This is a genomic window from Mongoliibacter ruber, from assembly GCF_003003005.1.
GTDB lineage: Bacteria > Bacteroidota > Bacteroidia > Cytophagales > Cyclobacteriaceae > Mongoliibacter > Mongoliibacter ruber.
This window is the reverse complement of record NZ_PVTR01000001.1, coordinates 689,216-712,982: the sequence shown is the minus strand read 5'-3', so window position 1 is coordinate 712,982 and position 23,767 is coordinate 689,216. Positions and strand designations below refer to the sequence as shown.

Annotated in this window: 14 protein-coding genes; 5 read left to right on the top strand and 9 right to left on the bottom strand. The window is 39.7% G+C overall.

Features of this window, described 5'->3' with window-relative positions; translation table 11 throughout:
• Positions 1-54: 54 nt before the first annotated feature.
• Together gyrB and ppk1 are read left to right on the top strand one after the other, a co-directional pair.
• Complete coding sequence (gene gyrB, locus CLW00_RS03120) at positions 55-2,010, top strand: DNA topoisomerase (ATP-hydrolyzing) subunit B (protein ID WP_106132151.1); 1,956 nt, start codon at positions 55-57, stop codon at positions 2,008-2,010.
• A gap of 127 nt (positions 2,011-2,137) precedes the next feature.
• Positions 2,138-4,258 carry a polyphosphate kinase 1 gene (gene ppk1, locus CLW00_RS03115; RefSeq protein ID WP_106132150.1) on the top strand — a complete coding sequence of 707 codons (2,121 nt, stop codon included), beginning with the start codon at positions 2,138-2,140 and terminating at the stop codon, positions 4,256-4,258.
• A gap of 102 nt (positions 4,259-4,360) precedes the next feature.
• Here the strand turns inward: ppk1 and CLW00_RS03110 are convergent, their stop codons facing one another.
• The 3 genes from CLW00_RS03110 to CLW00_RS03100 form a co-directional block, all read right to left on the bottom strand.
• Positions 4,361-5,254: a Ppx/GppA phosphatase family protein gene (locus CLW00_RS03110; protein WP_106132149.1), complete on the bottom strand. Its 894-nt coding sequence runs from the start codon at positions 5,252-5,254 to the stop codon at positions 4,361-4,363.
• Positions 5,255-5,570: 316 nt separating this feature from the next.
• On the bottom strand, positions 5,571-6,548 hold the full coding sequence (locus tag CLW00_RS03105) for a TerC/Alx family metal homeostasis membrane protein (protein ID WP_106132148.1): 978 nt from the start codon (positions 6,546-6,548) through the stop codon (positions 5,571-5,573).
• Between the two features lie 69 nt (positions 6,549-6,617).
• Positions 6,618-6,899, bottom strand: coding sequence for a DUF202 domain-containing protein (locus tag CLW00_RS03100; protein WP_106132147.1), 282 nt, complete (start codon positions 6,897-6,899; stop codon positions 6,618-6,620).
• A 276-nt stretch (positions 6,900-7,175) separates the two neighbouring features.
• On the opposite strand from CLW00_RS03100, the gene CLW00_RS03095 reads away from it, so the two are divergent.
• Positions 7,176-7,658, top strand: a complete 483-nt coding sequence (locus CLW00_RS03095) for a deoxycytidylate deaminase (RefSeq protein WP_106132146.1) — start codon at positions 7,176-7,178, stop codon at positions 7,656-7,658.
• Here the strand turns inward: CLW00_RS03095 and murB are convergent.
• Entirely contained in the window at positions 7,655-8,668 is a 1,014-nt protein-coding gene (murB, locus tag CLW00_RS03090) for a UDP-N-acetylmuramate dehydrogenase (RefSeq protein WP_106132145.1), read from the bottom strand. The genes CLW00_RS03095 and murB overlap by 4 nt on opposite strands.
• A 157-nt stretch (positions 8,669-8,825) precedes the next feature.
• On the opposite strand from murB, the gene CLW00_RS03085 reads away from it, so the two are divergent.
• Positions 8,826-9,764 carry a succinylglutamate desuccinylase/aspartoacylase family protein gene (locus CLW00_RS03085; protein WP_106132144.1) on the top strand — a complete coding sequence of 313 codons (939 nt, stop codon included), beginning with the start codon at positions 8,826-8,828 and terminating at the stop codon, positions 9,762-9,764.
• A gap of 77 nt (positions 9,765-9,841) precedes the next feature.
• Here CLW00_RS03085 and CLW00_RS03080 read toward each other — a convergent pair whose 3' ends face one another.
• The 3 genes from CLW00_RS03080 to hppD form a co-directional block, all read right to left on the bottom strand.
• The gene (locus tag CLW00_RS03080) at positions 9,842-10,411 is read right to left on the bottom strand and encodes a hypothetical protein (RefSeq protein ID WP_245917151.1); all 570 of its coding nucleotides are present in this window, start codon (positions 10,409-10,411) and stop codon (positions 9,842-9,844) included.
• 184 nt (positions 10,412-10,595) lie between these two features.
• On the bottom strand, positions 10,596-12,329 hold the full coding sequence (locus CLW00_RS03075) for a phospho-sugar mutase (RefSeq protein ID WP_106132142.1): 1,734 nt from the start codon (positions 12,327-12,329) through the stop codon (positions 10,596-10,598).
• Positions 12,330-12,644: 315 nt separating this feature from the next.
• Positions 12,645-13,739: a 4-hydroxyphenylpyruvate dioxygenase gene (gene hppD / locus CLW00_RS03070; protein WP_106132235.1), complete on the bottom strand. Its 1,095-nt coding sequence runs from the start codon at positions 13,737-13,739 to the stop codon at positions 12,645-12,647.
• Positions 13,740-13,853: 114 nt separating this feature from the next.
• On the opposite strand from hppD, the gene CLW00_RS03065 reads away from it, so the two are divergent.
• Complete coding sequence (locus tag CLW00_RS03065; protein ID WP_106132141.1) at positions 13,854-14,795, top strand: AAA family ATPase; 942 nt, start codon at positions 13,854-13,856, stop codon at positions 14,793-14,795.
• Positions 14,796-14,977: 182 nt separating this feature from the next.
• Here CLW00_RS03065 and CLW00_RS03060 read toward each other — a convergent pair whose 3' ends face one another.
• Together CLW00_RS03060 and CLW00_RS03055 are read right to left on the bottom strand one after the other, a co-directional pair.
• Positions 14,978-16,918 carry a hypothetical protein gene (locus CLW00_RS03060; protein WP_146131360.1) on the bottom strand — a complete coding sequence of 647 codons (1,941 nt, stop codon included), beginning with the start codon at positions 16,916-16,918 and terminating at the stop codon, positions 14,978-14,980.
• 12 nt (positions 16,919-16,930) lie between these two features.
• Positions 16,931-23,767: a hypothetical protein gene (locus CLW00_RS03055; RefSeq protein ID WP_106132139.1), complete on the bottom strand. Its 6,837-nt coding sequence runs from the start codon at positions 23,765-23,767 to the stop codon at positions 16,931-16,933.

Sequence of the window (23,767 nt, the reverse complement as noted above, 5' to 3'; positions counted from 1 at the left end):
AGAGCAACATTTAATTTCTTTTTTTGAAAATAAAAAAGGCGTTTTAGATAAACTATGAGCGAGAATAAAGAAGAGAATCAAAAGGATTATTCAGCAGGTAATATTCAGGTTCTTGAGGGCTTGGAGGCAGTTCGGAAAAGACCAGCCATGTACATCGGTGATGTTGGTGTGAAAGGGCTTCACCATTTGATATGGGAGGTTGTGGATAATTCGATTGATGAAGCATTGGCCGGACATTGTGATACTATCAGGGTTACCATTCATGAGAACAATTCAGTCTCTGTGGAGGATAATGGAAGGGGTATTCCTACTGATATGCACCTTAAGGAAAAAAAGTCGGCTCTGGAAGTTGTAATGACGGTATTGCATGCGGGAGGAAAATTCGATAAAGATACCTACAAGGTTTCCGGTGGGCTTCATGGCGTGGGTGTTTCCTGCGTGAATGCACTTTCTACCGACCTTAAAGCAACGGTACACAGACAAGGCAAGTTGTATGAACAGGAATACAAAATCGGAGTTCCTCAATACCCTGTAAGGGAGATTGGCACTACTGATAAAAGAGGTACTACTATTCAGTTTACACCGGATTCTAGTATTTTTCAGATAACTGAATATAAATATGAAACCATAGCCAACAGGTTGAGGGAAATGTCTTTCCTTAATGCAGGTATAAGGATTTACCTTACAGATTTAAGAGAGGTTGAAGACGGTGAACCAAGGTCAGATGAATTTTACTCTGAAGGTGGACTTGTAGAGTTCGTACAATATTTGGATGAAACCAGAGAAAAGATCATCGACGAACCCATTTATATAGAAGGAGAAAGAAACAACGTCCCTGTACAGGTGGCAATGAACTATAATTCTTCTTACTCTGAGAATGTGGTTTCCTACGTCAATACCATCAATACTTACGAAGGAGGTACACACGTTTCAGGCTTCAGGATGGCATTGACAAGAACTTTGAAGAGTTATGCCGATAAGTCTGGTATGTTGGATAAAATCAAATTTGACATAGCAGGTGATGATTTTAGAGAAGGTCTTACTGCTGTCATTTCGGTGAAAGTGGCAGAACCACAATTTGAAGGTCAGACCAAAACCAAACTGGGTAATTCAGATGTTTTGGGTGCTGTCAATGCAGCTGTTTCTGAGACACTTCAATCATGGTTGGAGGAGCATCCCAAGGAAGCAAAAATAATTGTCGGTAAAGTTATTTTGGCAGCTCAGGCAAGACATGCCGCCAGGAAGGCCCGTGAGATGGTCCAAAGGAAGAATGTACTTGGAGGAGGAGGATTGCCAGGCAAATTGGCGGATTGCGCCAACTCTGATCCAACAGTCTGTGAATTGTACCTGGTCGAAGGTGACTCCGCAGGTGGATCTGCGAAGCAGGGTAGGGATAGAGATTTTCAGGCTATTTTGCCATTGAAAGGAAAAATCCTGAATGTGGAAAAAGCCCATGAACATAAGATTTATGACAACGATGAAATCAAAAATATCTTGACAGCATTGGGGGTCAAATTTGGTACTGTCAACGGTGACAGAGAACTGGATCTTACATCATTGAGGTATCATAAAATCATCATCATGACTGATGCTGATATTGATGGTTCTCACATCAGGACCTTGATACTCACGCTTTTCTTTAGGTATTTGAGGTCATTGATTGAAAATGGCTATGTCTATATTGCTCAACCTCCGCTTTATTTGTTGAAAAAAGGCAAGGACGAGCGCTATGCTTACCATGAAGAAGATAGAAAAAGATTGACCAAGGAAATGGTTGGTGAAGGCAAGGAAGACAGTATCAATCTTCAACGATACAAAGGTCTTGGGGAAATGAACCCTGAGCAGCTTTGGACCACCACCATGGATCCTAACACCCGTACTTTGAAGCAAGTGACTATTGAATCAGCTGCAGAAGCTGATCACTTATTCTCCATGTTGATGGGAGATGAGGTTCCTCCAAGGAGAGACTTTATTGAGAAAAATGCGAAATACGCAAAAATTGATACCTGATAGGGTTTAAAATTAAAATTTAAAGGGGCTTTTGCCCCTTTTTTTCTTTTCTTGATAAATTTTTAAACCCTCTGCATTCGAATACTATTTATAGAATGTTAGTTTTGTATTACACCGAATTCCAAAAATGAAAATAACTGCCTTAGATAAATTTGAAAGCATAATTGAAAGTTCTGACCTGGTCAGCCGTGACCTAAGTTGGGTGAAATTCAATGAAAGGGTGTTTGATCAATCCAAAAAAGAAAGTAGATCTATTTTGGATAAATTAAAGTTCCTAGCCATTACAGCGTCCAATTTCGATGAGTTTTTTATGATTCGAGTTGGATCCTTGTACAACTACCTTGATTACGATAAAGAAAGGGTGGATTACTCTGGCCTCCGTGAAGATCCCTTCAAAGTCAAGCTTTTTATGGAATGTCAGGCATTTCATAAAAGACAACAAGAGCACTTTGTCAAAACCTTACTGCCTGAAATGCAGGGAAGTGGGTTTATATTAAGCAATGTAAAAAATCTTGAGGCAGATGAGCGTGACTATATCAAGTCTTACTTCAATAAAGCTGTCTATCCTATGCTTACCCCAATGGTTTTTGATGGGTATAGGACATTTCCGATTTTGATGAATAAACTTCTGGTATTTGGAGTGGTGACTTTGGCTCCTGGTGACAAAAAAGAAAACAGGAAGTTATCATTTGTGCAGATACCAGCCAATATCCCGAGGTTTTTTGAAATTGAAAGAGAAGACCTAGTAGTCTATGTTCCAATTGAGGAAGTGATAAGGGAAAACCTCATTTCCCTTTTCAGAAACGTCAACATAGAATCAGTCAACCTTTTTAGAATTACCAGAAATGGTGACTTTACGCTGGAAGAAAGTGAAGATATGGATGCGAACTTCCTAGAGGAAGTGAAACGGAAATTGAATGAGCGGAAAACAGGTAGGGTAGTGCGGATAGAAATCGAAGAGGGCTACAGTAAATGGATGATTAGCTTGTTGAAAGAGCGCTGGAATATTCAAGATGACAGCATTTTTAAAGTAGAGAAGGCCAGCATGTTGGATTTTAACGGCCTATGGCAGGTTGTAGGCAATAAGCGTTTTAAGGATAGGTTACCCATGGTTCCAAATCCAGTGCCACCTATTTCCTACCCACAAGAAGGAACGGATGATGTATTTCAGGTTTTGAAAGGAAGGGATATTCTTCTACACCATCCCTACAATAATATTGATCCTATTTTTGACCTAATCGAAAAAGCAGCCGATGACCCCAATGTGATGGCCATCAAAATGACTATTTATAGATTGGCCAAGGATTCCCGAATTACAAAAGCCCTCTTGAGAGCTGCAGAAAACGGTAAACACGTCTCCGTATTATTTGAAGTAAAAGCTAGGTTTGACGAGGAGAATAATATCAGGGAAGCAAAAAAACTTCAAAAAGCCGGTTGCTTTGTGATATATGGTATCAGTAACGTGAAAACACATACCAAGCTGATGTTGATTGTCAGGAAGGATGAAAATAAAGTTACGCGCTTTGTGCATCTTGGTTCTGGTAATTACAATGAGGATACAGCCAGGCTATACACAGATATAGGTTTGCTCACTACCAATGAAGTTCTGGCGAATGATGTTTCAGAGTTTTTCAATGTAATTACGGGTCACTCCATGCCTACGACTTATCAAAACCTCATTACCGCACCGCGGGATATGAGGAATCAACTGATAGCGTTTGTTGAGCAAGAAGCAGAAAATGCCAGGAATGGATTGCCTTCAGGCATTGTGATCAAAGTTAATTCTTTAGAAGATTCAGAGATCATTTATGCCCTGTATCGAGCCTCTCAATCGGGAGTTCCTGTCAAACTTATCATAAGGGGAATATGTTGTTTGAGACCGGGAAGAATGGGTCTAAGTGAAAATATTGAGGTTTTTTCAATTGTGGGAGATTTTCTGGAACATTCCAGGATATACCATTTTCACAACAATGGAGAAACCAGAACTTATGCAGGCTCTGCAGATATGATGGTCAGGAGTTTTGATAAAAGGCTGGAATCTCTTTTTAGGGTTCAGGATCCATTGCTGGAGAAACAACTGATGAATATTTTGGCCTTTAATCTCAAGGATAATGTGAATGCATACAAGATGCTGGAGGATGGATCTTATGTCAGGAAAGTACCACAAGATGGTGAGTATGAATTCAATGTACACAGAGAGTTTTTCAATGTGAAAATTGAAGATGTGATGAAAGTTAAACTTTTTTGAAACCGGTTACTCGTTTCATTTGAGCCCATTAAATAAGTTAAGTGTTTAAATATTCACTGAAATAAAAAATGCAATAAGCCATTGACTTGTGGAGTCAATGGCTTATTGCTTTGGTGGGTTTTTGTTTTTATTCCTCTTGTAGAGCACCTGCATCAAACCGTCTTTAAGACCTACGTCTGGGATGAGCATTTTCTTGGAATTAGCTGCATCCATTGCTGCCAGGTAAATTTTAGCTGCCGGAATGATGACATCAGCCCTGTCATGATTGAGGTTTACTTTAAAAATCCTCTCTTCGAAGGTGAGGGACTCCAAGTAGCCTTGAATTTCTCTGATTTTTTCAATACTGATAAAGGTTTTCCCCTTTCTTGGTGCAGCCAGCTCAAAAATTTTATTGATGTTTCCCCCAGTGCCAATACAAGTGATTTTATCCTTTATATCGACATTTTCGGTGATGAAATTGCTCATACTTTTCCATACAGAAAGTGGTACTTTGTCTTCGAGAGCCCTGACAGACCCAATTTTAAATGACTTGGAGGCCAACTTCTCCAAGTTTTTGTAAATGTTCAATTCCGTGCTTCCTCCTCCTACGTCAATGTGCAAGTAGGCCTTTTGGTCTATGTGCGCACCAAGTGCCATATTAATCAGCTCAGCTTCGTGATTGCCATCAATAATATTGATTTTGAGTCCGATTTCTTCCTTGACCTCTTCGACTATTTCTTTGCCATTGATTGATTCTCTCATAGCTGAAGTAGCGCATACCATATAATCATCTACTTCATATAAGTCAATCAAAAGCTTGAATGCACGCATCAGTTTGACAAATTTACTTCTGTTTTTATCAGAAATCTTTTGTTCCTGAAATACATCCATTCCAAGTCTGAGCGGAAATCGTAGATATTCAAGTTTTTTGAAGTTGATGTTACCTTCATAAAAAGTAACCTGTGTGATTTGTAAGCGGATGGCATTGGAGCCAATATCTACTGCGGCAAGTCTCAAAGTATATTTCTATTTGATCTTATGCTAAAATAAACTTTAGCTTTGGCAATAAAAGGATTCTTTTATTTTTTCTTGGGTTTTATATGTTGACAAAGCCAAATTTAATGTGTCGCATCTTTTTTCACAGGCCAATTTTTTAATATATCTATTCGCTTTCATACCAGTAGAATCTAAATAACAGAATTAACCGGCGATTTCGAACCAATATCGATAAATATCCAATCCGCCTCCCCGATGGCTGGTATCTATTAATATCCCTTTGATAAAAAAAACTCGTTTAATTGATTAGTGGCATGATTGAGGACAGTTTTATTTTTTAAAATCTTGATTTTTCTTGATTATACTTCCTGATCGAAACTAAAATGCTTAAAGTCAAAATTAAAAATACAACCCCCAGAGAGACCTGAGAGGGTAGATGGAAAGTGGAAGCCATGATCATTTTTAGCCCTATAAATGCTAGAATAAATGATAATCCGTGTTGTAGATAATGAAACATTTCAAAGCTATTGGCCAATAAAAAATATAGAGCTCTTAATCCCAGAATGGCGAAAATATTTGATGTGTAGAGGATAATTGGATCTTGCGAAATGGCGAAAATTGCAGGAATTGAATCCACAGCAAAAAGTAAATCTGTAAACTCTATTACTGTTACTACAACGAGCAACTGCGTCGCAAATTTTTTCCCATTAATTTTCACGAAGAATTTCCCATCGTGATATTTTGGATCGACTCGGAACAATCTATGAATGAGTTGTGTCCCCAATGATTTGGAAAAGTCTTTATTTTCATCTTCCTGACCTCTGTCACGGAAAGATTTGTATCCAGCTATAATCAGGAATAAACCAAAAAGCGTTAAAATAATATTGACATGAAAAATCCTTCCCATGAATTCAAATTCAGGAAGATAGGTACGGTTGATAATTGCAACACCTGAAAATATAAAAATCCCTCTTAGGATGATTGCGCCCAAAATTCCATAGAATAGGACCTTATGTTGGTATTTTTCAGGTACTTTAAAGTACCTGAAGACAAGGATAAACACAAAAAGGTTGTCTACACTCAAGGCTTTTTCGATCAAAAAGGCAGAGTAATACTGTGAGGCCTTTTCTATTCCAAAATCCAAATAAATATATGCGCCAAAAAGCAAACCCACACCAATCCAAAGGATAGACCAGTTGAGGGCTTCTTTGTTGCTTACTTTATGATCTTCCTTGTTGAAAATAAACAAATCGATGCCAAGTAAACCCAAAATCAAGATAGCGAATATAGCTATGACGTATGTTTCTTGCTGCACTGAGGCTCGTGATTTATTGTGGAAAAATTATAGTAAAAAAACCTGATTCAGAGATTTTGAGTAAGAAAATTACATTTTTTGGTAGTAATGTTTCTTAAGTTTTCTTTTCACTCTAAAGTAACTGGCAAATCCCAAGAGCAACATTCCCAAGGACAGTGCAAAAGCCAGATAACCTAAGTCACTTACATGATCTAAGGCATTGACTTCCATTAAGGCAGTGCCACTTACCAAAAAATAGAGAGAAGTGCGGATGTATGAAAGTAGCGTCCTGTCATTGGCAAGGTTGGTTCTTTGTCGTGCAAGATAATCTCTGACAATGAGTTCACTATCTGGAATATTTTCTTTTTCCATGTCTAAAGTTTTTTCATGTGTTTATATGTTGTTTTTTAGCAGTCACCCCGATTAGTCGGGGCAGGCTATGGAATCTTCGCATGGCATCCCACTTTGCGAATTGACTGTCTGCTTTAGGCAGGCTCGATTTCATGAAAGATTAGGCATGCAATTTAGCTATATACAGCGCAAAATGGAAAGCATAAAAAAATAATATAAAACTGCTATTAGTTTTTGGGTTTACTTACTTTTGAGATCTAGAGTAATTTATAGAAAAGGCAAGTGTCTTACATATTTATGAGTAAACCGAATTTTGACGATATTTTTATGGAATTGGCTGTAAATCTAGCCAAGAGGTCCCATTGTATCAAGAAGCATGTAGGCGCAGTCCTTACCAAGGAGACAAGAATCATTTCGATAGGGTATAATGGACCTCCAGCAGGGACACATAATTGTGATGAAGAATTTCCTCAAGATGGTTGCGCAAGAGATAGCAAAGGTAGCTGTACTTTGGCTTTACATGCCGAACAGAATGCTATTCTTTATGCCGTAAAGAACAATACTTCTGTAGAAGGATCAACCTTATATGTCACCCTAGCACCTTGTTTGGCTTGTGCCAGGATAATATTCTCTATGGGTATTCTCAAAGTGGTTTATATGTATTCTTATGCAGAATATAAGGGTTTGCCACACGATGAAGGTTTGGAGTTTTTGAAAAAATTCGGAGTTGAAGTCAGTAAATATGAAAAAGAAGTACAATTTGAAGACCCTTTGATTTAGAGGAAATTGACTTCCGGTGAAAGCAAAATTCCAAATTTTTCTTCGACTGAAGCCTGTATCTTTTCACTGAGTATTTTGATTTCAGCACCATCTCCGTCTCCATAATTGACCAAAACCAATGGTTGGTTTTGATGGACTCCGATGTTACCAAACCTCTTACCTTTCCATCCAGCCTGTTCTATCAGCCAAGCCGCAGGGATTTTTACACCATCTTGAAGAGGATAGCCTGGGATCAAGGGATATTCTTTTTTCAAGGCTTCAAATTTGGCTGTTTCTACTGTTGGATTTTTGAAAAAACTTCCGGCATTTCCAATCTGTTTGGGATCAGGGAGTTTTGACTGCCTGATCTTGATTACTGCATCAGAAATCGCTTTGATGCTTAACTCTTCAACCTGCATTGATTGTAAAGTGTCCTGAATGGCTCCATAATTCGTATTGAAAACAGGGTTTTTGTTCAGTTTAAAACACACACTTGAAATGATGTATTTATTCTTGAGTTTGTTCTTGAATACACTTTCCCTGTAGCCAAACTCACATTGTGCCCAATCAAATTTTTCAATAGATAAGGTGTCTCTATTAATGGCTGTCAGGTTTTCAAAAACCTCTTTGATCTCGATACCATATGCACCGATATTTTGCATCGGCGATGCTCCGACAGTACCTGGAATTAAAGATAAGTTTTCCACTCCAGCCCATTCTTTTTCAATGCAATACAAAACTAAACTATGCCAATTGACACCTGCGCCCACTTCTATCCAAACACTTTCACTTGTCTCTTTGATCAAAGAGATTCCCTGTATGTCAATTTTCAACAATAAGGCTTCCAAATCTTTGGTGAGCAATATATTGCTGCCGCCACCAAGTACCACAAGAGGGATATTGTTTTTTTTGGAGAATTGTATTGCCTCAATGACATCATGAATGTTGTTGGCGATTGAAAAGTATTTGGCTTTTTTGTCAATCCCAAAAGTATTATAGGGGAGGAGAGAAACGTCTTTTTGTAAGTGCATGGCCTGAAAATGTATTGCGAATTAAACAAGAAATCGGCCAAATTGAAAGGTAAATTGATATTAAAGAAGTTGTGAAAAGACTATTCAATCAATTCCACTTGTTATCTTTGAAAGCTTTCAACATTTAAAATTGATAATTCCAGTAGAGTAAGCCAATATGAAAGAATTTGTAATCAATGGAATCAAAGTCCGTCCGGGACAATCTTTAAATATTGATATTGCCATTGCAAGGCTGCCAACACATACATTGATTGACTTACCCGTATTTATCAAAAGAGCCAAAGAAGACGGTCCTGTAGTTTTGATTTCCGGAGGGGTTCATGGTGATGAAATCAACGGTATAATTGCAGTCAGGAAAATGTTGGACGAGGAAGATTTGAATCCAATTAAAGGAACGCTGATTTTGATGCCTTTGGTGAATGTCTATGGTTTTTTGAGCAGCAGCAGGACTTTCCCGGATGGCAGAGATTTGAACAGAAGCTTTCCGGGAAGTAAAAAAGGATCATTGGCTTCCCAAATCGCATTTATTCTAAGTAATGAGATTATTCCTTTGATTGATTATGGCTTGGATATCCATACAGGTGGAAGAATGCTTTCAAACTACCCTCAAATCAGGGTGGATTATAAAGATAAAAAGGGGATGGAGTTGGCTAATGCTTTTGGGACTCATTTTATTTTGAATTCTCCACATATTGATAAGTCTTTCCGAAAGGAAGCGTTTAAGCGCAAGAAAACAATTTTGGTATATGAAGGTGGTGAATCAATGCGGCTAGATGACTATGCCGTTGAAGAAGCCATAGCAGGTACTAAAAGGATGTTGGTCCACCTTGGTATGCTGGAAGAATCCGCATTGCCTAAAAAGACGATCATGCTAAAAGAAAGCTCTTGGTCAAGGGCGAAAGTTTCGGGAATATTTAATTCCACAGTGACACTAGGTGATGAAGTCAAAAAAGGTCAAATGCTTGCCAAAATTTCAGACCCTTTTGGGCAGGTAAAAGTCCCTGTCAAGGCTACATACAATGGGCATATCATTGGGTTAAACAATAATCCTGTGGTCAATGCGGGGGATGCATTGGTACATATAGGAAGATCTTAAGCAGGTATTCTGATTTTCTTTTTTTGGAAACTTATGGTATTTCCAAACAAAAAATCCAGCGCTAGCTGGATTTTTTGTTATCTAAGTGAAATGAAGTTAGGAATAAAAAACTCTCCGTCAGTGATGAACATATCTTGTCTTTCTGATAATTCTCCATCATCATCTACAGAATATATGGTGGCTTCAAATCGTCCATAGCTTCCTTCTTGGATCAATTCATCAAAAATGACCCAAGCATCATCCCTTGCTCCAGGGTTGTCCGTTTGCAGTAAGTCTGCAATAAACCGATCTCCATTTTCATCGAAATAAAGTACAGTGATTCTCGGAACTACAGTATTGTTTACGGTAATGCCAAGCTGCATTTCGTAACGTGTTCCGATGGTAATAGACTCCAAAGTTCGAAGACTGATAAAAAGCGCGTTTTTCTCGTTGTCCCGACCTGTAGTCATATTGAAAAGCATGTATCTGTTTGCTGCATTTGGGTCTTCTAAGAAGAGAATGCCCGAATCAGTATTTGCTTTGAATTCTTTCTGAACACCATTGACCTTAAATCGATAATAATAATCAGGTCTATCAGGCTCTTTGTCGCAAGAGGTGAAAACAGCAACAAAAACAGTAAACAGCAAAATTTTACTTAAGAGTCTCATCTTCATAATGGTTTGTTCACGTCGTAAAGACGTAGGATAAATGGTAATTTGTTTCGCAATACCGCGCAAAATTAAAGGAAAAATGGAATTTATCTCGGTTTGCCAAGTTTAAAAAACAAAAGGCATGTACAGTGCTCCACTGTACATGCCTTTCCGATTTTCTTGATTCTAAAACCCTGACTTTTTAAGCAAAGAAGGTTTTGAGGCCAAGGATTCTCTTGTCGAGATTCTCTGATACTTGATCGTAAGCATCTCTGTTAGGAAGTGCTTCATTGACCGAGAAGTAGTATTTGATTTTAGGTTCTGTTCCTGAAGGTCTTGCAGAAATTTTACTTCCGTCTTCCAGGTAGAATTGAATCACATTTGATTTGTCCATCTCTAAAACAGTCTCGCTGCCTTCGGTCAGGTCATAAACTTTGCTTTCTTTGACGTCGACTACCTTGACGACTTTTATACCATTCATTTCGGTAGGTCTATTCGCTCTGAATCCTGCCATCAAAGCTTGGATCTGTTCTGCCCCGTCTTTGCCTTTTTTAGTCACTGAAATCAAGGATTCCTTGTAAAATCCATACTGCATATAAATTTCTGCAAGTACATCCTGAATGCTTTTTCCTTTGGTTCTGTAATAGGCTACAAGCTCAGCAAATACCGCGCAAGCAGATACTCCATCTTTGTCTCTGACAAAATCATCTATAAGGTATCCGTAGCTTTCCTCGCCACCTCCAATAAATTTCTTTTTGCCTTCTAAGTTGAGAATGACATTGGCGATGTTTTTAAATCCAGTCAAAACAGAGTAGCAAGGCACTCCAAAGCCTTTGCAAATTTCATCTATCAATTCAGTAGTCACAATGGTATTGACCATAAATTCCTCACCGGTTAGTCTGCCGTACTCTAGCCATTTGTTGAGTAGATAGTATGTCAGCAAGGCACCTGTCTGATTCCCATTCAATAACTCGAATCCTCCTTTTCCGTCAGGAACACAAGCTGCATATCGGTCTCCATCTGGATCACAAGCCAACACCAGTTCGGCTCCGACTTTTTTCCCAAGTTCCAAGGACATATTGAGCGCTTCGGCCTCTTCTGGATTTGGGTAAATTACTGTAGGGAAATTGCCGTCAGGTTCTGCCTGCTCTTTGACAACATGTATATTTTCAAAACCAAAAACTTTCAATGCTGCAGGTACCATCTTGTTTGAAGCACCGTGAATTGGTGAAAAAACAATTGGCATATCTTTTTGCAACATGATTTCATTGGGAGAAAGGCTTAATTTCTTCACCAGGTTCAAGTAAATCAGGTCAAAGTCTTCCTCTATGTATTCGATTAAGTCGTCATTTTTATTCCAGTTGACATCATCTACAGATTTAATTTTCTGTACTTCATCTATGATGTTTTTGTCATGCGGTGCCACTACTTGACCACCATCATCCCAATAGGCTTTGTAGCCATTGTATTCTTTGGGGTTGTGTGAAGCGGTCACCATTACTCCGCTTTTGCAACCAAAATGCCTGATGGCAAAAGAAAGCATTGGGGTAGGCCTTAATTCTCTGAAATACTTTACTTTAATCCCGTTTGCTGTAAATACATTCGCTGTAGTGTCAGCGAAGAGGGTGTTGTTGATTCGACAGTCATGGGTGATGGCTACTGAAATGTCTTCACCTGGAAAACATTTTAATAAATAATTGGCCAAGCCTTGGGTCGCCATGGCTATCGTATAGACATTCATCCGATTGGATCCGACACCCATCAAACCTCTCAAGCCTCCGGTACCGAATTCGAGGTCTTTGTAGAAGGATTCGATTAATTCGGTTTTATCTTCGGCTAATAGTAATGCCCTTATTTCTTCTTTACTTTTCAAGTCAATGTTGCTGTTCAACCAGCTTTCAGCCTTTGCTTGAATAATTGGATCTATTGTTGTCATATTTTAAAAATTAGGAATAAGGTTCTAATTTAAATATTTAGCCAATTAAACCCATTAAAAATCGGGAAGATTATGGCCTTTAAGACGAAAAAAACGCAAGCCTTGAAAAATGACTTACGTTTTTTTTGATTTTAAACATGAACAAGCAATTCTACCACATTCCAAATTGACTAAGCCTCTTTAAGCTTCTATGACTTGTGAATACTAGTTTGCTGCAAGTTCGATATTGATGATATTAGGCCAGACTCAATTATTGAATTCAGTGTTATGCTTTACTTGCATCAAGCCGTGAATACCTAATGTTGAATGCAACTATTAGAGATTTCCTCTCAATTCCTGTTCCCTTTCAATTGCTTCAAACAAGGCTTTGAAATTTCCTTTACCAAAAGATTTAGCTCCTTTTCGCTGAATGATTTCGAAAAACAAGGTAGGTCTGTCCTGTACAGGTTTGGTAAAGATTTGAAGAAGATAACCTTCATCATCCCTATCTACCAATATGTTCAGGTCCTTGAGTGGCTGTAGATCTTCGTCTATTTTCCCAACCCTATCCAATAAATCATCATAGTAGGTATTCGGTACTTGAAGAAATTCAACACCTCTTTTTCTCAATTCAGTAACTGTATGGATGATGTCATCCGTGGCTATGGCCATGTGCTGCACACCCGCACCATTGTAAAAGTCAATGTATTCTTCAATTTGAGATTTCTTCTTTCCTTCAGCGGGTTCATTGATGGGGAATTTGATGTAACCATTTCCATTTGAAACTACCTTTGACATCAATGCGGTGTAGTCCGTGGAAATATCCTTGTCATCAAAAGTAATCAGGAGGTTGAATCCCATTACTTTTTCATAAAATTCCACCCATTTGTTCATCTCACCCCAACCTACATTGCCCACACAGTGGTCAATATATTTGAGCCCGATTGGAGTAGATTTGTATTCACTTTTTCTAGGCTTAAAGCCAGGCATAAATACACCCTTGTAATTTTTTCGCTCTACGAAAGTATGAATGGTTTCTCCGTAGGTTCTAATGGAGGCGGTTTTCAACTCACCAAATTCATCTGAAAGGGTAGTAGGCTCTTGATAAGAAACAGCTCCTCTTGAGGTGGTTTCTTTCCAGGATTTTTCGGCATCATCCACCCATAATGCCAGGACTTTCACACCGTCTCCATGCTTTTTGATATGGTCAGCGATGGGATGGTCCTGTAAAAGTGGCGTGGTCAGTACAAGTCTTATTTTATCTTGCTTGAGTACATAAGAAGCCCTGTCTTTGATACCTGTCTCCGGACCTGCATAAGCGATCAATTCATAACCGAAGGCATACTGATAATAGAGTGCGGATTGTTTGGCATTACCGACGTAAAGCTCTACAAAGTCTGTCCCGTTTATAGGGAGAAAATCATTTTCCATGTCAAAATTATTTTTGGGTTTAGTATTCATCACGATTGCTCGTATGGCAAAGATAAAATTTATCTCTTAATTTTAGGGAACAACGCTCATGTATGACTTGGAAATAAAACTTTTATGAGGCAGCCACCTATGATTTTGGATTTAAGAAAGACTTCACTTTTTGAAAAAGGGCATATTCCAGGTGCGATCAATTTTCCAATGTTTGAAATAGGAGAAATTGCCCAAGTACAAAAGATGACTGTAGAAGAAAGGGAGGGCTTTTACTTTAAAAGGTCCAAAGCCTTAGGGGCAAAACTTGTTGACTTGGTTGGATTTCAGGCTTTTTCCTATTACTGTCAAAAAGGAGAGATGGAAAGCCGTTTTTTTAAAAACTGGTTTGGGCCGGAATTCTTGGAGGGAAAGGTATTAAAAGGAGGTTATAATGCCTATAGGAAAGCTGTAAATCAATCCTGGAATGAAAAATACAACTTGATTGTACTTACAGGGCTTACAGGTTCTGGTAAGACAGAAGTTTTGGAAAACTTAGAAAATGAAGGAGTAAGCGTATTGAATATAGAGAAAATCGCTGGCCATAAGGGGTCTGTTTTTGGTACTATTGACGGTGAATCCAATATTCCTCAGGAGCAGTTTGAGAATGAAATTCACCAAATTCTTCGAAAAAGAGGTCCTGTATTTACCGAAATGAAAGGAAGATATATAGGGACTTTGTACATACCTATTCAGCTGTTCAGGCAAATGGAAGAAGCTCCAAAAGTATTTCTAGAGCTGCCTTTAAAGGCTAGGATTGACAGATTAGTAAAAACTTACTGTGGGAAGGATGATGAATTTTTGAAAAAGCAGCTTATGCAGCTCAAAGATAGGTTATCAGACCAGGAGCTAAATAGTGCCATGGAAGATTTGAATAAATTTAATTATAGGTCTTTTATTGAAAGGCTGTTGGGGTATTATGATGAGAGTAATGTGTATGGCGAATCCGTAAGCAATTATCAGATGAAGATTTCAGGAAAGTCTCCTAAGGAAATACTGGTACAACTCAAAAAAGCATACCCCTTATAAAAAAATGTGGCGGGTCGTTCCTTCGTCCCGCCTACTGCATGATTGAACTTCTTTCTATCTGAGCCATGCTCAGCTACCTACGGTACAAACTCCTGTTGAAAGTTCTTCTTCACCTCGCAGATTCACTATCGTTCTTCACGTTTAGCTTCTTTAATATCTTTGATTTTAATACAAAAGTTAATTTACTTATTATCGGTCAATAAATCAAATCTTAGCCCACTACTTCCTTCACCTTTTCCGGTAATTTTTCTGGCTCCATACCACACTAGCCTCTTGCCCGAATACCAGCGTGTCAGTTGGTATTGACCGATCAGGGTTACACCTGCCCGAGGGACTTCTTCTTCATGTATAAAATAAGGATCCAACTGTTGGTTGTCCTCATCTATTCCTACTCTCAAAAAGTCCGACTGTGGCCTGACTGCATGGGGTGTAATCCCTGCCACTGTCCTTGGCATGGAAGCCCTTTGGAATATAATTTCCCTGTTGATGGCTTGTCCGGGTTTGTGAATGGGGATAAATGGAATCCAATTTTCTGAGACTTTATTGGCAAGGATATATTTCAATGGTGGCTTGTATTGCCTTACCTGTAGGTTCTGATCACTTTGTGAAAGATAGGAGGGGTCATCGGATGCGATTTCCATTATTTCTTCTTCCTGGGTAAGGAAATTTTCTAAGATTTGTTCTACTTTATTGGCAGTGTCTGCGCCGCTTGTACCGGATCCCATCATATCAGGAATGATGGCTTCTATACCCCATACGGTATTAGCCATTTCGTCTCTAATCATTTTGATTTTCTCTACAGGTTCACTTTCTATGGTCTTGGCAAGTGCGTCAGGAATAAATACTTTTTGGTCCATTCCCAAGTATTCTTTTTCCTCATTGAGTATGGATTGTCCAAACATGCCCCAGCCTAAATAATTGCCCCCATCTTGCTTGTGGGCAGCCTCCACATGGGTTCTGAATCCAAATACATCTTTGACCACAATGCCTTCCACCTCGCAAAGGGAACCGGCTTCTATATCGAAAGGTATGGCAAGCCAATCATTACTGTAGTTCATGGCATATTGGGTGATGGAAATTTTTGCCAAATCAGTATCTGAGGCATTCATATTACCGAGATCAACTTTGCCGTCTTCCATCTCCCACCATCGGGAGACTGGCATTCCGGCAATACTCGCTTCGGATGGAATCAAAGTCAATACATGTCTCTTGGTGTTATCAGAGGGGATATCAGGTAAAATCATAGCCTTGTTTGACTCAATTTGGTCAAATGAATACCAATCCAAGTGGCCTTGAAAATAGGATTCTGCCTGAAGTGTCCTTTGGTCTTCTTCCTGGATTTTGATAGATGCTGTTTCAAAAGCATATTCCATTTTTTCCGGAATCCAAGATTGATCTTCATCCAACTCGGGAAGGTTAAATTCCTCTATTATTTTGGCCTTCCATTTTGTGATGGCATCTTTTATTTTTGTCAAATGAGAGGCTTGGATAAAGCCACCGGGATTTGTGTTGGCAAAAGCATTCAAAAAATCCGGATTTTGTGAACTGGCTTTTAAAATCCGCGCTGCATCCATAGCTTTATTTTCAAGGGTCTTGAGGTATTGGTAGGCTTGGGTTCTAGCCATTATTTGTGCATTTTTTGCCAATACTTCTCCATCTTCCCTGTCTTCTGAATTTAACACGGGGGGCTGGAAGCAGAATTTTTGGATAAAAGAGCTCACATAGACACCTTTTGCATATCCAGGCTCACCTGTCAGATCAAGGTCAATTTGCCGAAACAGTTTTTTACCCAAATAATAGGAAGACCGGATGCCCAATTTTTGGTGAAGTTTTTCTACGGTCACTTCCATGGGTAATTTGTCATTTACCTTGCCCCACTGTCCCTTCGGATGGTTGGTTTTGAAGTAGTTGAGTTTTTGGGTCTTCACCGCTATTTTGGCTTCTATTGCGCTGCCTGTATCCTCACCTTTAAACTCCCCAAACTGCCATTGTCTTGCGAGCATCCAGAGTGGGTCATGAATCTTTGCACTCAAAGCTGAGCTCAGGGATTCTTCTCTTGTTCTTCCTTCAAGCCTATTGTAAGCCTGAAACGGTTCGCATGGATTGAATAAAATTGCACTCATGAGTCTAGGGTTTTATTGGTTGTTGGTGATGGAGTAGTCTATATACCAGCCAAGAGACTGTTGTTCTGGAATCTGGTCATCTTCAGTCGCACGCAAAAACTCTGCATGACCATAAGCAAGTGCACTACTTGCCGGCAAGACCTGAGAAAATGAACTGTGGTCTAAATCATCTGGCTCAAATGTCCGGAGTTTGGCCAAATTCAAGGCTTCCTCTACCGTGAGTAAGATTTGTTCAATATCCAAACTGCCTTTCAACTCAGGGGGTACGGCCATCAATATACTTTGTGGTGCTCTGGCGTCTGGTTGGTTGTAATGAACAGCGACACCTGTAGTCTGTATTTTTTCAGGAATAAGTTCAGCCCATTCATCTACCACCAATCCAGTCAGGCTGGATTTTCCGATTAAATTTTCCCCGCCATAAAGCATGAAACAGAGGTAATCACCTTCAGGCTTGTAAGCTTCAGGATATTCTGTTCCCATCCAGTGCGGTGAGGGTGTTTCTTGTCCTGAAAGGGGAACTTGTGCAGGAAGAATGGATGTTTCGGGTTTTGACAGCACTTCCTGTAGCATTCGTAGATTTTCCAGTTTGGCTATATTTTTCCTCACCAAGCCAGAATCATGTTGCCATTTCTCCAAGCCTTCAAGACCTGCATACTCCAACAAATTCTCATCAGGGTCTGCCTGCATGCTGCTTTGCCAAAAGGCTTGATCAGGAATAAATACCTTTGGAAGTATTTTCATCCCATTCCCGAAAACCGCGGATACAATTTCGTTGGCAAGGTTTAAGATCTTTGCCTGTTCTGTTTCTCTCCCGATTTCACCATTCAGCTTATTGATCTCTATGGCTTTGATTTCTATTCGGGATTTGGCTTCCAATAATTTACCTAATTGCTCACTTAAAAACACAGCCTTAGTTTGAAGTGGATTTGGGAAGTAATTGGCAAAGCCGAAAGAAGCCAACTTTTTGAAGAGTTCATAGCCGGTATCTACTTCACTGGCAGAGTATTCTGTTTTTTGAAGATCAAATGCATCTAATTCATCTCTCAAAGTTTTAAATGCAATGATAATTTCATCGATTCTATTTGTGAATTGCATAATATCAAGCCCTGCGCCTTCAACGTCAAAATTATCAGGGTGCTCTGCCCTTCTAAGATCTCTTGCATCAGCTGCCCTGCAGGAATTAAACAAATCAAACAAGGCCTCAAAAAATGGAATCATTGCAAATACATCATGTGCATCTTCCTCCAAATGTTCTGTCAACATGAAGTGGAAGTCTCCTTCAATGGAGAATCCTGCATTTTCCAGAGATTTGATCACCCGGAACTCCATCTCTTCCCATTTAGAGTCTGCATCTCTTCCCAACAAAAACACAAGGTCTATAGGTTGAAGCCCAATATTCAAAATATCCAGGTAATGTGTGGTTCCTTGATGAATTACAGCAAACTGAATTTTGTTTGGGGCTCCTATTTGGTTGGCGAAATAGGAGTTTAGTCTTGGTTCTGCTGCTGATTTTGGACTTGCAGGCAAACCCCACAGGGCAGCATTTCCTTGCTCTGGGATTAGAAAAAGGCCTCGATTGATAACCAGGTTGCCATTTCTCAGGCTTTTGATGATTTCAGGATCTCTTGGGATTTGTCCTTCTGCAAAGCTGTTCATGACACCGGCAGCCCTTTGATGATTGCCTCTGACCAGTTGGTAAACACTTTCGGAGGTTATCAAATCACCTAAAGCATCAAATGTGTCCGCCATTTCATCTATTTCTTTGATGATGGCCAGCATTTTTTGCTTATTTCTAAGGGCTTGTTCAGAATCATCAACATTGATGTCAGGTAAGCTATCTTTTAGACCGCTAGGAATATGTTCTATTTTCAATGTCTTCCAATCTCCACTTGCCATTACTTCGGTGAAGGTCTTGTCGGGATCCACTTTTACATGATCTTCAAAGTATTTTAATAAAGCCTCACCATCTACCACATTGTTTGCCCGTATACTTTCGTTGGTTTCTGTACTTATTTCTGAACCTACAGGCCTATCTCCATACGTAGGGAATTTCCTTCGTAGCCTGTATATGTATCTGTCCATTTCCAGGTGGTCTCTTGGCTTCTCCTCCTCGGTAGAGTCTGCAGGGGTTTCATTCCCGTCATGAAATTCATATTTTTCATGCAATGCACGCTCAAACTGATAACCTAGCAAGGCTCCCGCTGATTGGCCCTGACTTACCCCTTGCAGTAGGAAAAGTGCTTTTCTGACCCGGGAACTACTTAAATTGATCGAAAGGATATTTTTATCACTCCCTTCTCTTTCCTGCATGGCATTGAATCCAGCCCTTAAAACTGCAGCTGTGGTAGCATGTTGCAAGCTAGGGGCATGAATGAATCCCTGATTATCCTCAATTTTATATACCGGATATCCTTCTTTCGGTCTTAGGCCGTCGGGAACATTTTCTGATTTATGGGTTTCCTTCTGTGGCCTTAAGTTTTCCAAAATCCCATATGCGCCAACGTAAGTTCCTGTTTTTTGTGTAGCTCTCATTTGCCTCAACCTCCAAGCACTGAGTCCTTCCAGCCAGGCATCGATCCTATGACTACATAAGTCCAGGTGATCTGCAAGAAGTCTTTCCAACTTATTGATGGGGAGGGTTTCGAGGATATTTAACGCCTTGACTACCCCAGGGCTTTTATCATAGACCAAACCACCTCTGATCATCGCTAAAAGTAACGTTGTCTGCGCTTTCTCTTCAGATCCAATTGCCACTTTTGGCAAATCTCCCACATTTATATGGGTAATATTATTGCGGTTGTCTTTGAGCCATGAGATATAATTGTAACCCTCTTGGGCACCTACTATAGTCGCCAAATGATCTTGGCCAAGTTCAGGATCCTGAACCTTTGGTCCCAGCACATGATTGGCAAAATTGTACCTTGCTTTGTATACCCTGGATCCTCTGATGCTCGCCAGCTGGGCATGGACAGAGGTATGGCCCACCTTATCGAGAAAGTCATTGATTAAATTATTTAGAGAATTGGGCGAATATTTGCCGTTTATCCTATCCCAGTTCACTGTGATGACAGAATCTTCATTGCCGTCTTTGATGGGCGGTTCTTTGATCCTTCCCATTAAATTGGTGCCATGTCTGTATATGTAGTCCTTTGTGTTCGGCTCTAAGCCAAGAATTTCTAAAAAATATTTTTGAGGATCATCATCATATTTGCGGTCATTGATGTCTCTTACTTTTAATTCTTTTTTTTCCTCGGGTTGGAACAATACTTTTTCAAAATCTCCACGGATGACATTGGCCAGTTTTGAAAGTGAACGCAAATAGCTTTCAAAAGAGCTTTTGCTGCTGGCTTTTTCCCCTGTTATAAAGTTGTCATAGACAGTAATAGGCAAAACTCCATAGGGTTGTGGACCTATCCTGAAGCTTGGAATAGCCCCTACAGCGGAAAGGTGATTTTGTAAAAACTCAAGCGTCCGGATTTCATCATTGTGATTGAACCAGCTGCTTGCCATAGTCTTCATAAAATACTTGATGGTGGCATTGTATAAGGCCCGATTCATGGCCTTACCTTCGGAAATATCCCTTTTCATAGCCCTTGGGATGTGAACGGCGAACTCCTTGTGTAAGCCTAGGGCATCTTTGAAGTACTGACCATCGGCAATTTCCAGTTCGTTGTTGCTGGTGTAAGACTTTTCTATTTCGCTGCTGTTCTTTTCTTTCACCAAAGCATCAAAAGCGTAGTCCACGTCGTCGTCCAATTCTGAATAAGGAGATTTTTCATCTTCAGCATTGTTGGTGGGAGTATCTACTTCCAAAAGTTCCAGTCCTCCATCAGTGAAATGGTGACTTTCAAAGAGCTCATTGATTCTTTTCTGTCCCTCACTAGGGCTTTCATCTCTGACTCCTGTTGCTATTACCCGATCAAAACCGGTATCGTAAAATTCTTCACTGATGCTGATTTTCATACCCATACCGATTTTGATGGCTTCCTCAAAATCAAACATCCATGCCAACTTTTTTGGTACACGAAGGTTTCCATGGCTGTCATGGGAAAAATTCTCATCGCTTTCATCCGAAGGATCCAGACTCAACTGAATACTCTCCGGGATTTTGTTTCCAACTTTGATGTATTCGTATACATCGCCATTTTTCAAACCCACTATCATCCTGTCAGGCATGGTAGTGCAAATGCCCGCTCTATCCCAAGACTGGCTTTTTTTCTCTACGTTTTTAAAGTTGAATTCCCTTGAAAATGGTCTTTCTAACTTGGAAGCATTGGCAGTTTTATATTGTAAAAAAACACTTAGGCTTTTTTGGACTGATCCTATCAATACCCTGATAATGGATAGCACTTCCGGTTTCATGGATCTCCATTCAGGCCTTGTCTCAAGCAGGTTTTTTTCAAGTCTTTGAAGAATATCGATACATGCCAGCAAAGAGGGTTTTGTTTCCAGACAGGGTGTCAAGCTATTCAATGAAGAACTTGTTCTTTTGACCCAATTGGAAAGTTCTGAGATTGTAGAAAGTGGAACAGAAAAGAAAAACTTGTAGTGTGAAGCGAATGGTGCAAACTCCTTTTGGAAAATTTCGATCAATTTAGCCAAAGGGTTAATGATAGAGTCGGAAACAGTTAAGTTACTGGGCTGAATGGCTTGAATGATGTAGGCAGCCCTTCTTACTCCCACACTGGCGGCCAAGGCTCTCCAAGCTGCCAATCTTGATTTGTCAGTGTCATCTGTATCCAGGTATGCATTTCTGAAATAGTTTTTCCCCTGTTCAATTTCATCCTCTGTTAGTCTCTCGTCGTGGTCATCTACGGCGATATCATCAGGGAAAAACCGAATCCAAAGTTCATAGGTAACTTCTGATTCCACCAAATAGCGGATCTGATTGATATAGTCTTTCGAGAAAGTAGTCCTGTTGTTTTTTTGATCAGTGTATTGGTTCTGGATACTTAAATCTATGGACTGCAGAAGCGTCAATGTTTCTTCAACAGCCACATTTTCTTTGTTTTCGCTGAGATTGGCTACACCTTGCTTGTATCGGCTTACTAAGGTTTGGAAAGAACCCCGAATAGCATCTAATGTTTTTTGAGGAAGAATTCCTGTATTTCCAGCACGAACACGAATGGACTTTTCAAGGTTTTGGACCTTGCCTAGCATCCAGTCGACAACCTCTGATTTTTGATTGATTCTAGTATTGAGACTTGAAGTCAATTGTCGAATTTCCTGTTCATTTGTGTATGCGTTTTTTGCGCCATCTCGGATTGACTTGCTGCTTATGCCCAAGCTTGATAGAATGTCCAATTGACTTTTTAAAGCAAGAAATTCGTTTATAAATTGATTGTTGGTACCTAAGCTGACTTTTTCTCTCAGTACCATGACCTCCGGAATGCGAATTCTCTCATTGATAACTACAGGGTTGGGCACTGCACGAGCTACTGTTTCTGTTTTAATAGCGGGTGTTACCTTTGTTGTTGCCGCTAAACGAACGGCGGGTTGGGTTGCACTCAACACGGAAGCACGTGTAGTCGGTACGGTCCCTAGTGGCCGAGGGAGTGGGCCTGTAGGTAAAGGTCTAGGTTGAGGAACTGGAATAGTCGGGGTACGAATTGTCGGAGGTCTCCTTTCAGGAATAGTAATTACAGGTTTTTCCCGTTCTTTTGGTTTTTCTTGCGGAGGAGCCGGTGCGGGTTTATTTGCTTCTTTTAGCAGTTGCTCCCCAGTTTTGTTAAACGAAATGATTTCATTTGAAAACCTTTGATACACCACTTTTAGCCTCTTGATTTCTTGTTCGGTTCCCTCTAGAGGATGGTTGAGGTCGTCAAGAATAGACTTTACATGCTTATTGACTGTAGTTTGAGTCTTATTCCATGCTTTGATATCAGCATATTTGCTACTGTTGTCAGTTTTTAAATTAAAATATCCAACCTCCATTTGATAAATAACTTCCATAGCCCTTTGGGTACGTAGGGAAATCAGAAGATTCATGTATGGGGCGTATTCTTTATCAATTTTTGACTTTAGTGTAGAGATCGATTTTCGAAGTTCATCTTCTTTTGTTGCCAGATTCTGTCTGCCAGGATAACCGGTTCTGTAAGATTGCAAGGTGATGGGACTGTGTTTGTGCATCCTCTTGATATGGCTTATCTCTGAGGCAATCTTTTTGACTTTATCAGGGTTGGTTTCTATTTCACCCTTGTTGATCATTGTTGGAATGGCGACTAAAATGTGGTCAATTTCCTCCAAGACCTTGTCTAATTCCAAACTTGTGATGCTTTGGTCTACATAGATAGCTTGCATCAATTCAGCCAGCTTGTGAACCTTATTGTAGAGGTCAGAAGCATGTTTTGCAGTGGTTTTCTTAGCTGCTATTTTGGAAAGGGCTTCGTCAAGTTTTTTGAACAAACTGTCCAGTTGGTTTTTTGAAGTGCTAGGGAACTTTGCATCAGAAAAAGCTTTGGTAAGCTCTTTCGTAGCCTTTGTCAACATCAATTTGTCAGCCTTTTCCAAACTTTTCATTTCAGAGATCATTGTCGGTAAGCGCTCCAAGGATCGTGAAATGGTATTTATTTGATTTTGAAGTTGTGCTTGGGTGCTTGAGGCATGATTGACTTTATATAGCTCTACCCAATGGATTATTTGTCTGATCTGATGGAAGTAATCCAAAAGCAACTCATGGTTTTGGTCTACACGGACAGCGGTGGATTTTGTATCTTTCACAAATCTTGTTTCCAACCTAATGGGCAGTAGCATAACCGGAAAAGCATCACTTCTCTTGGCTAAGGAGGCTTTGATGTCATGAAAGCCTAAGTCTACCTGATTGGAAAGTATATGTTTTTTAGCATTCAT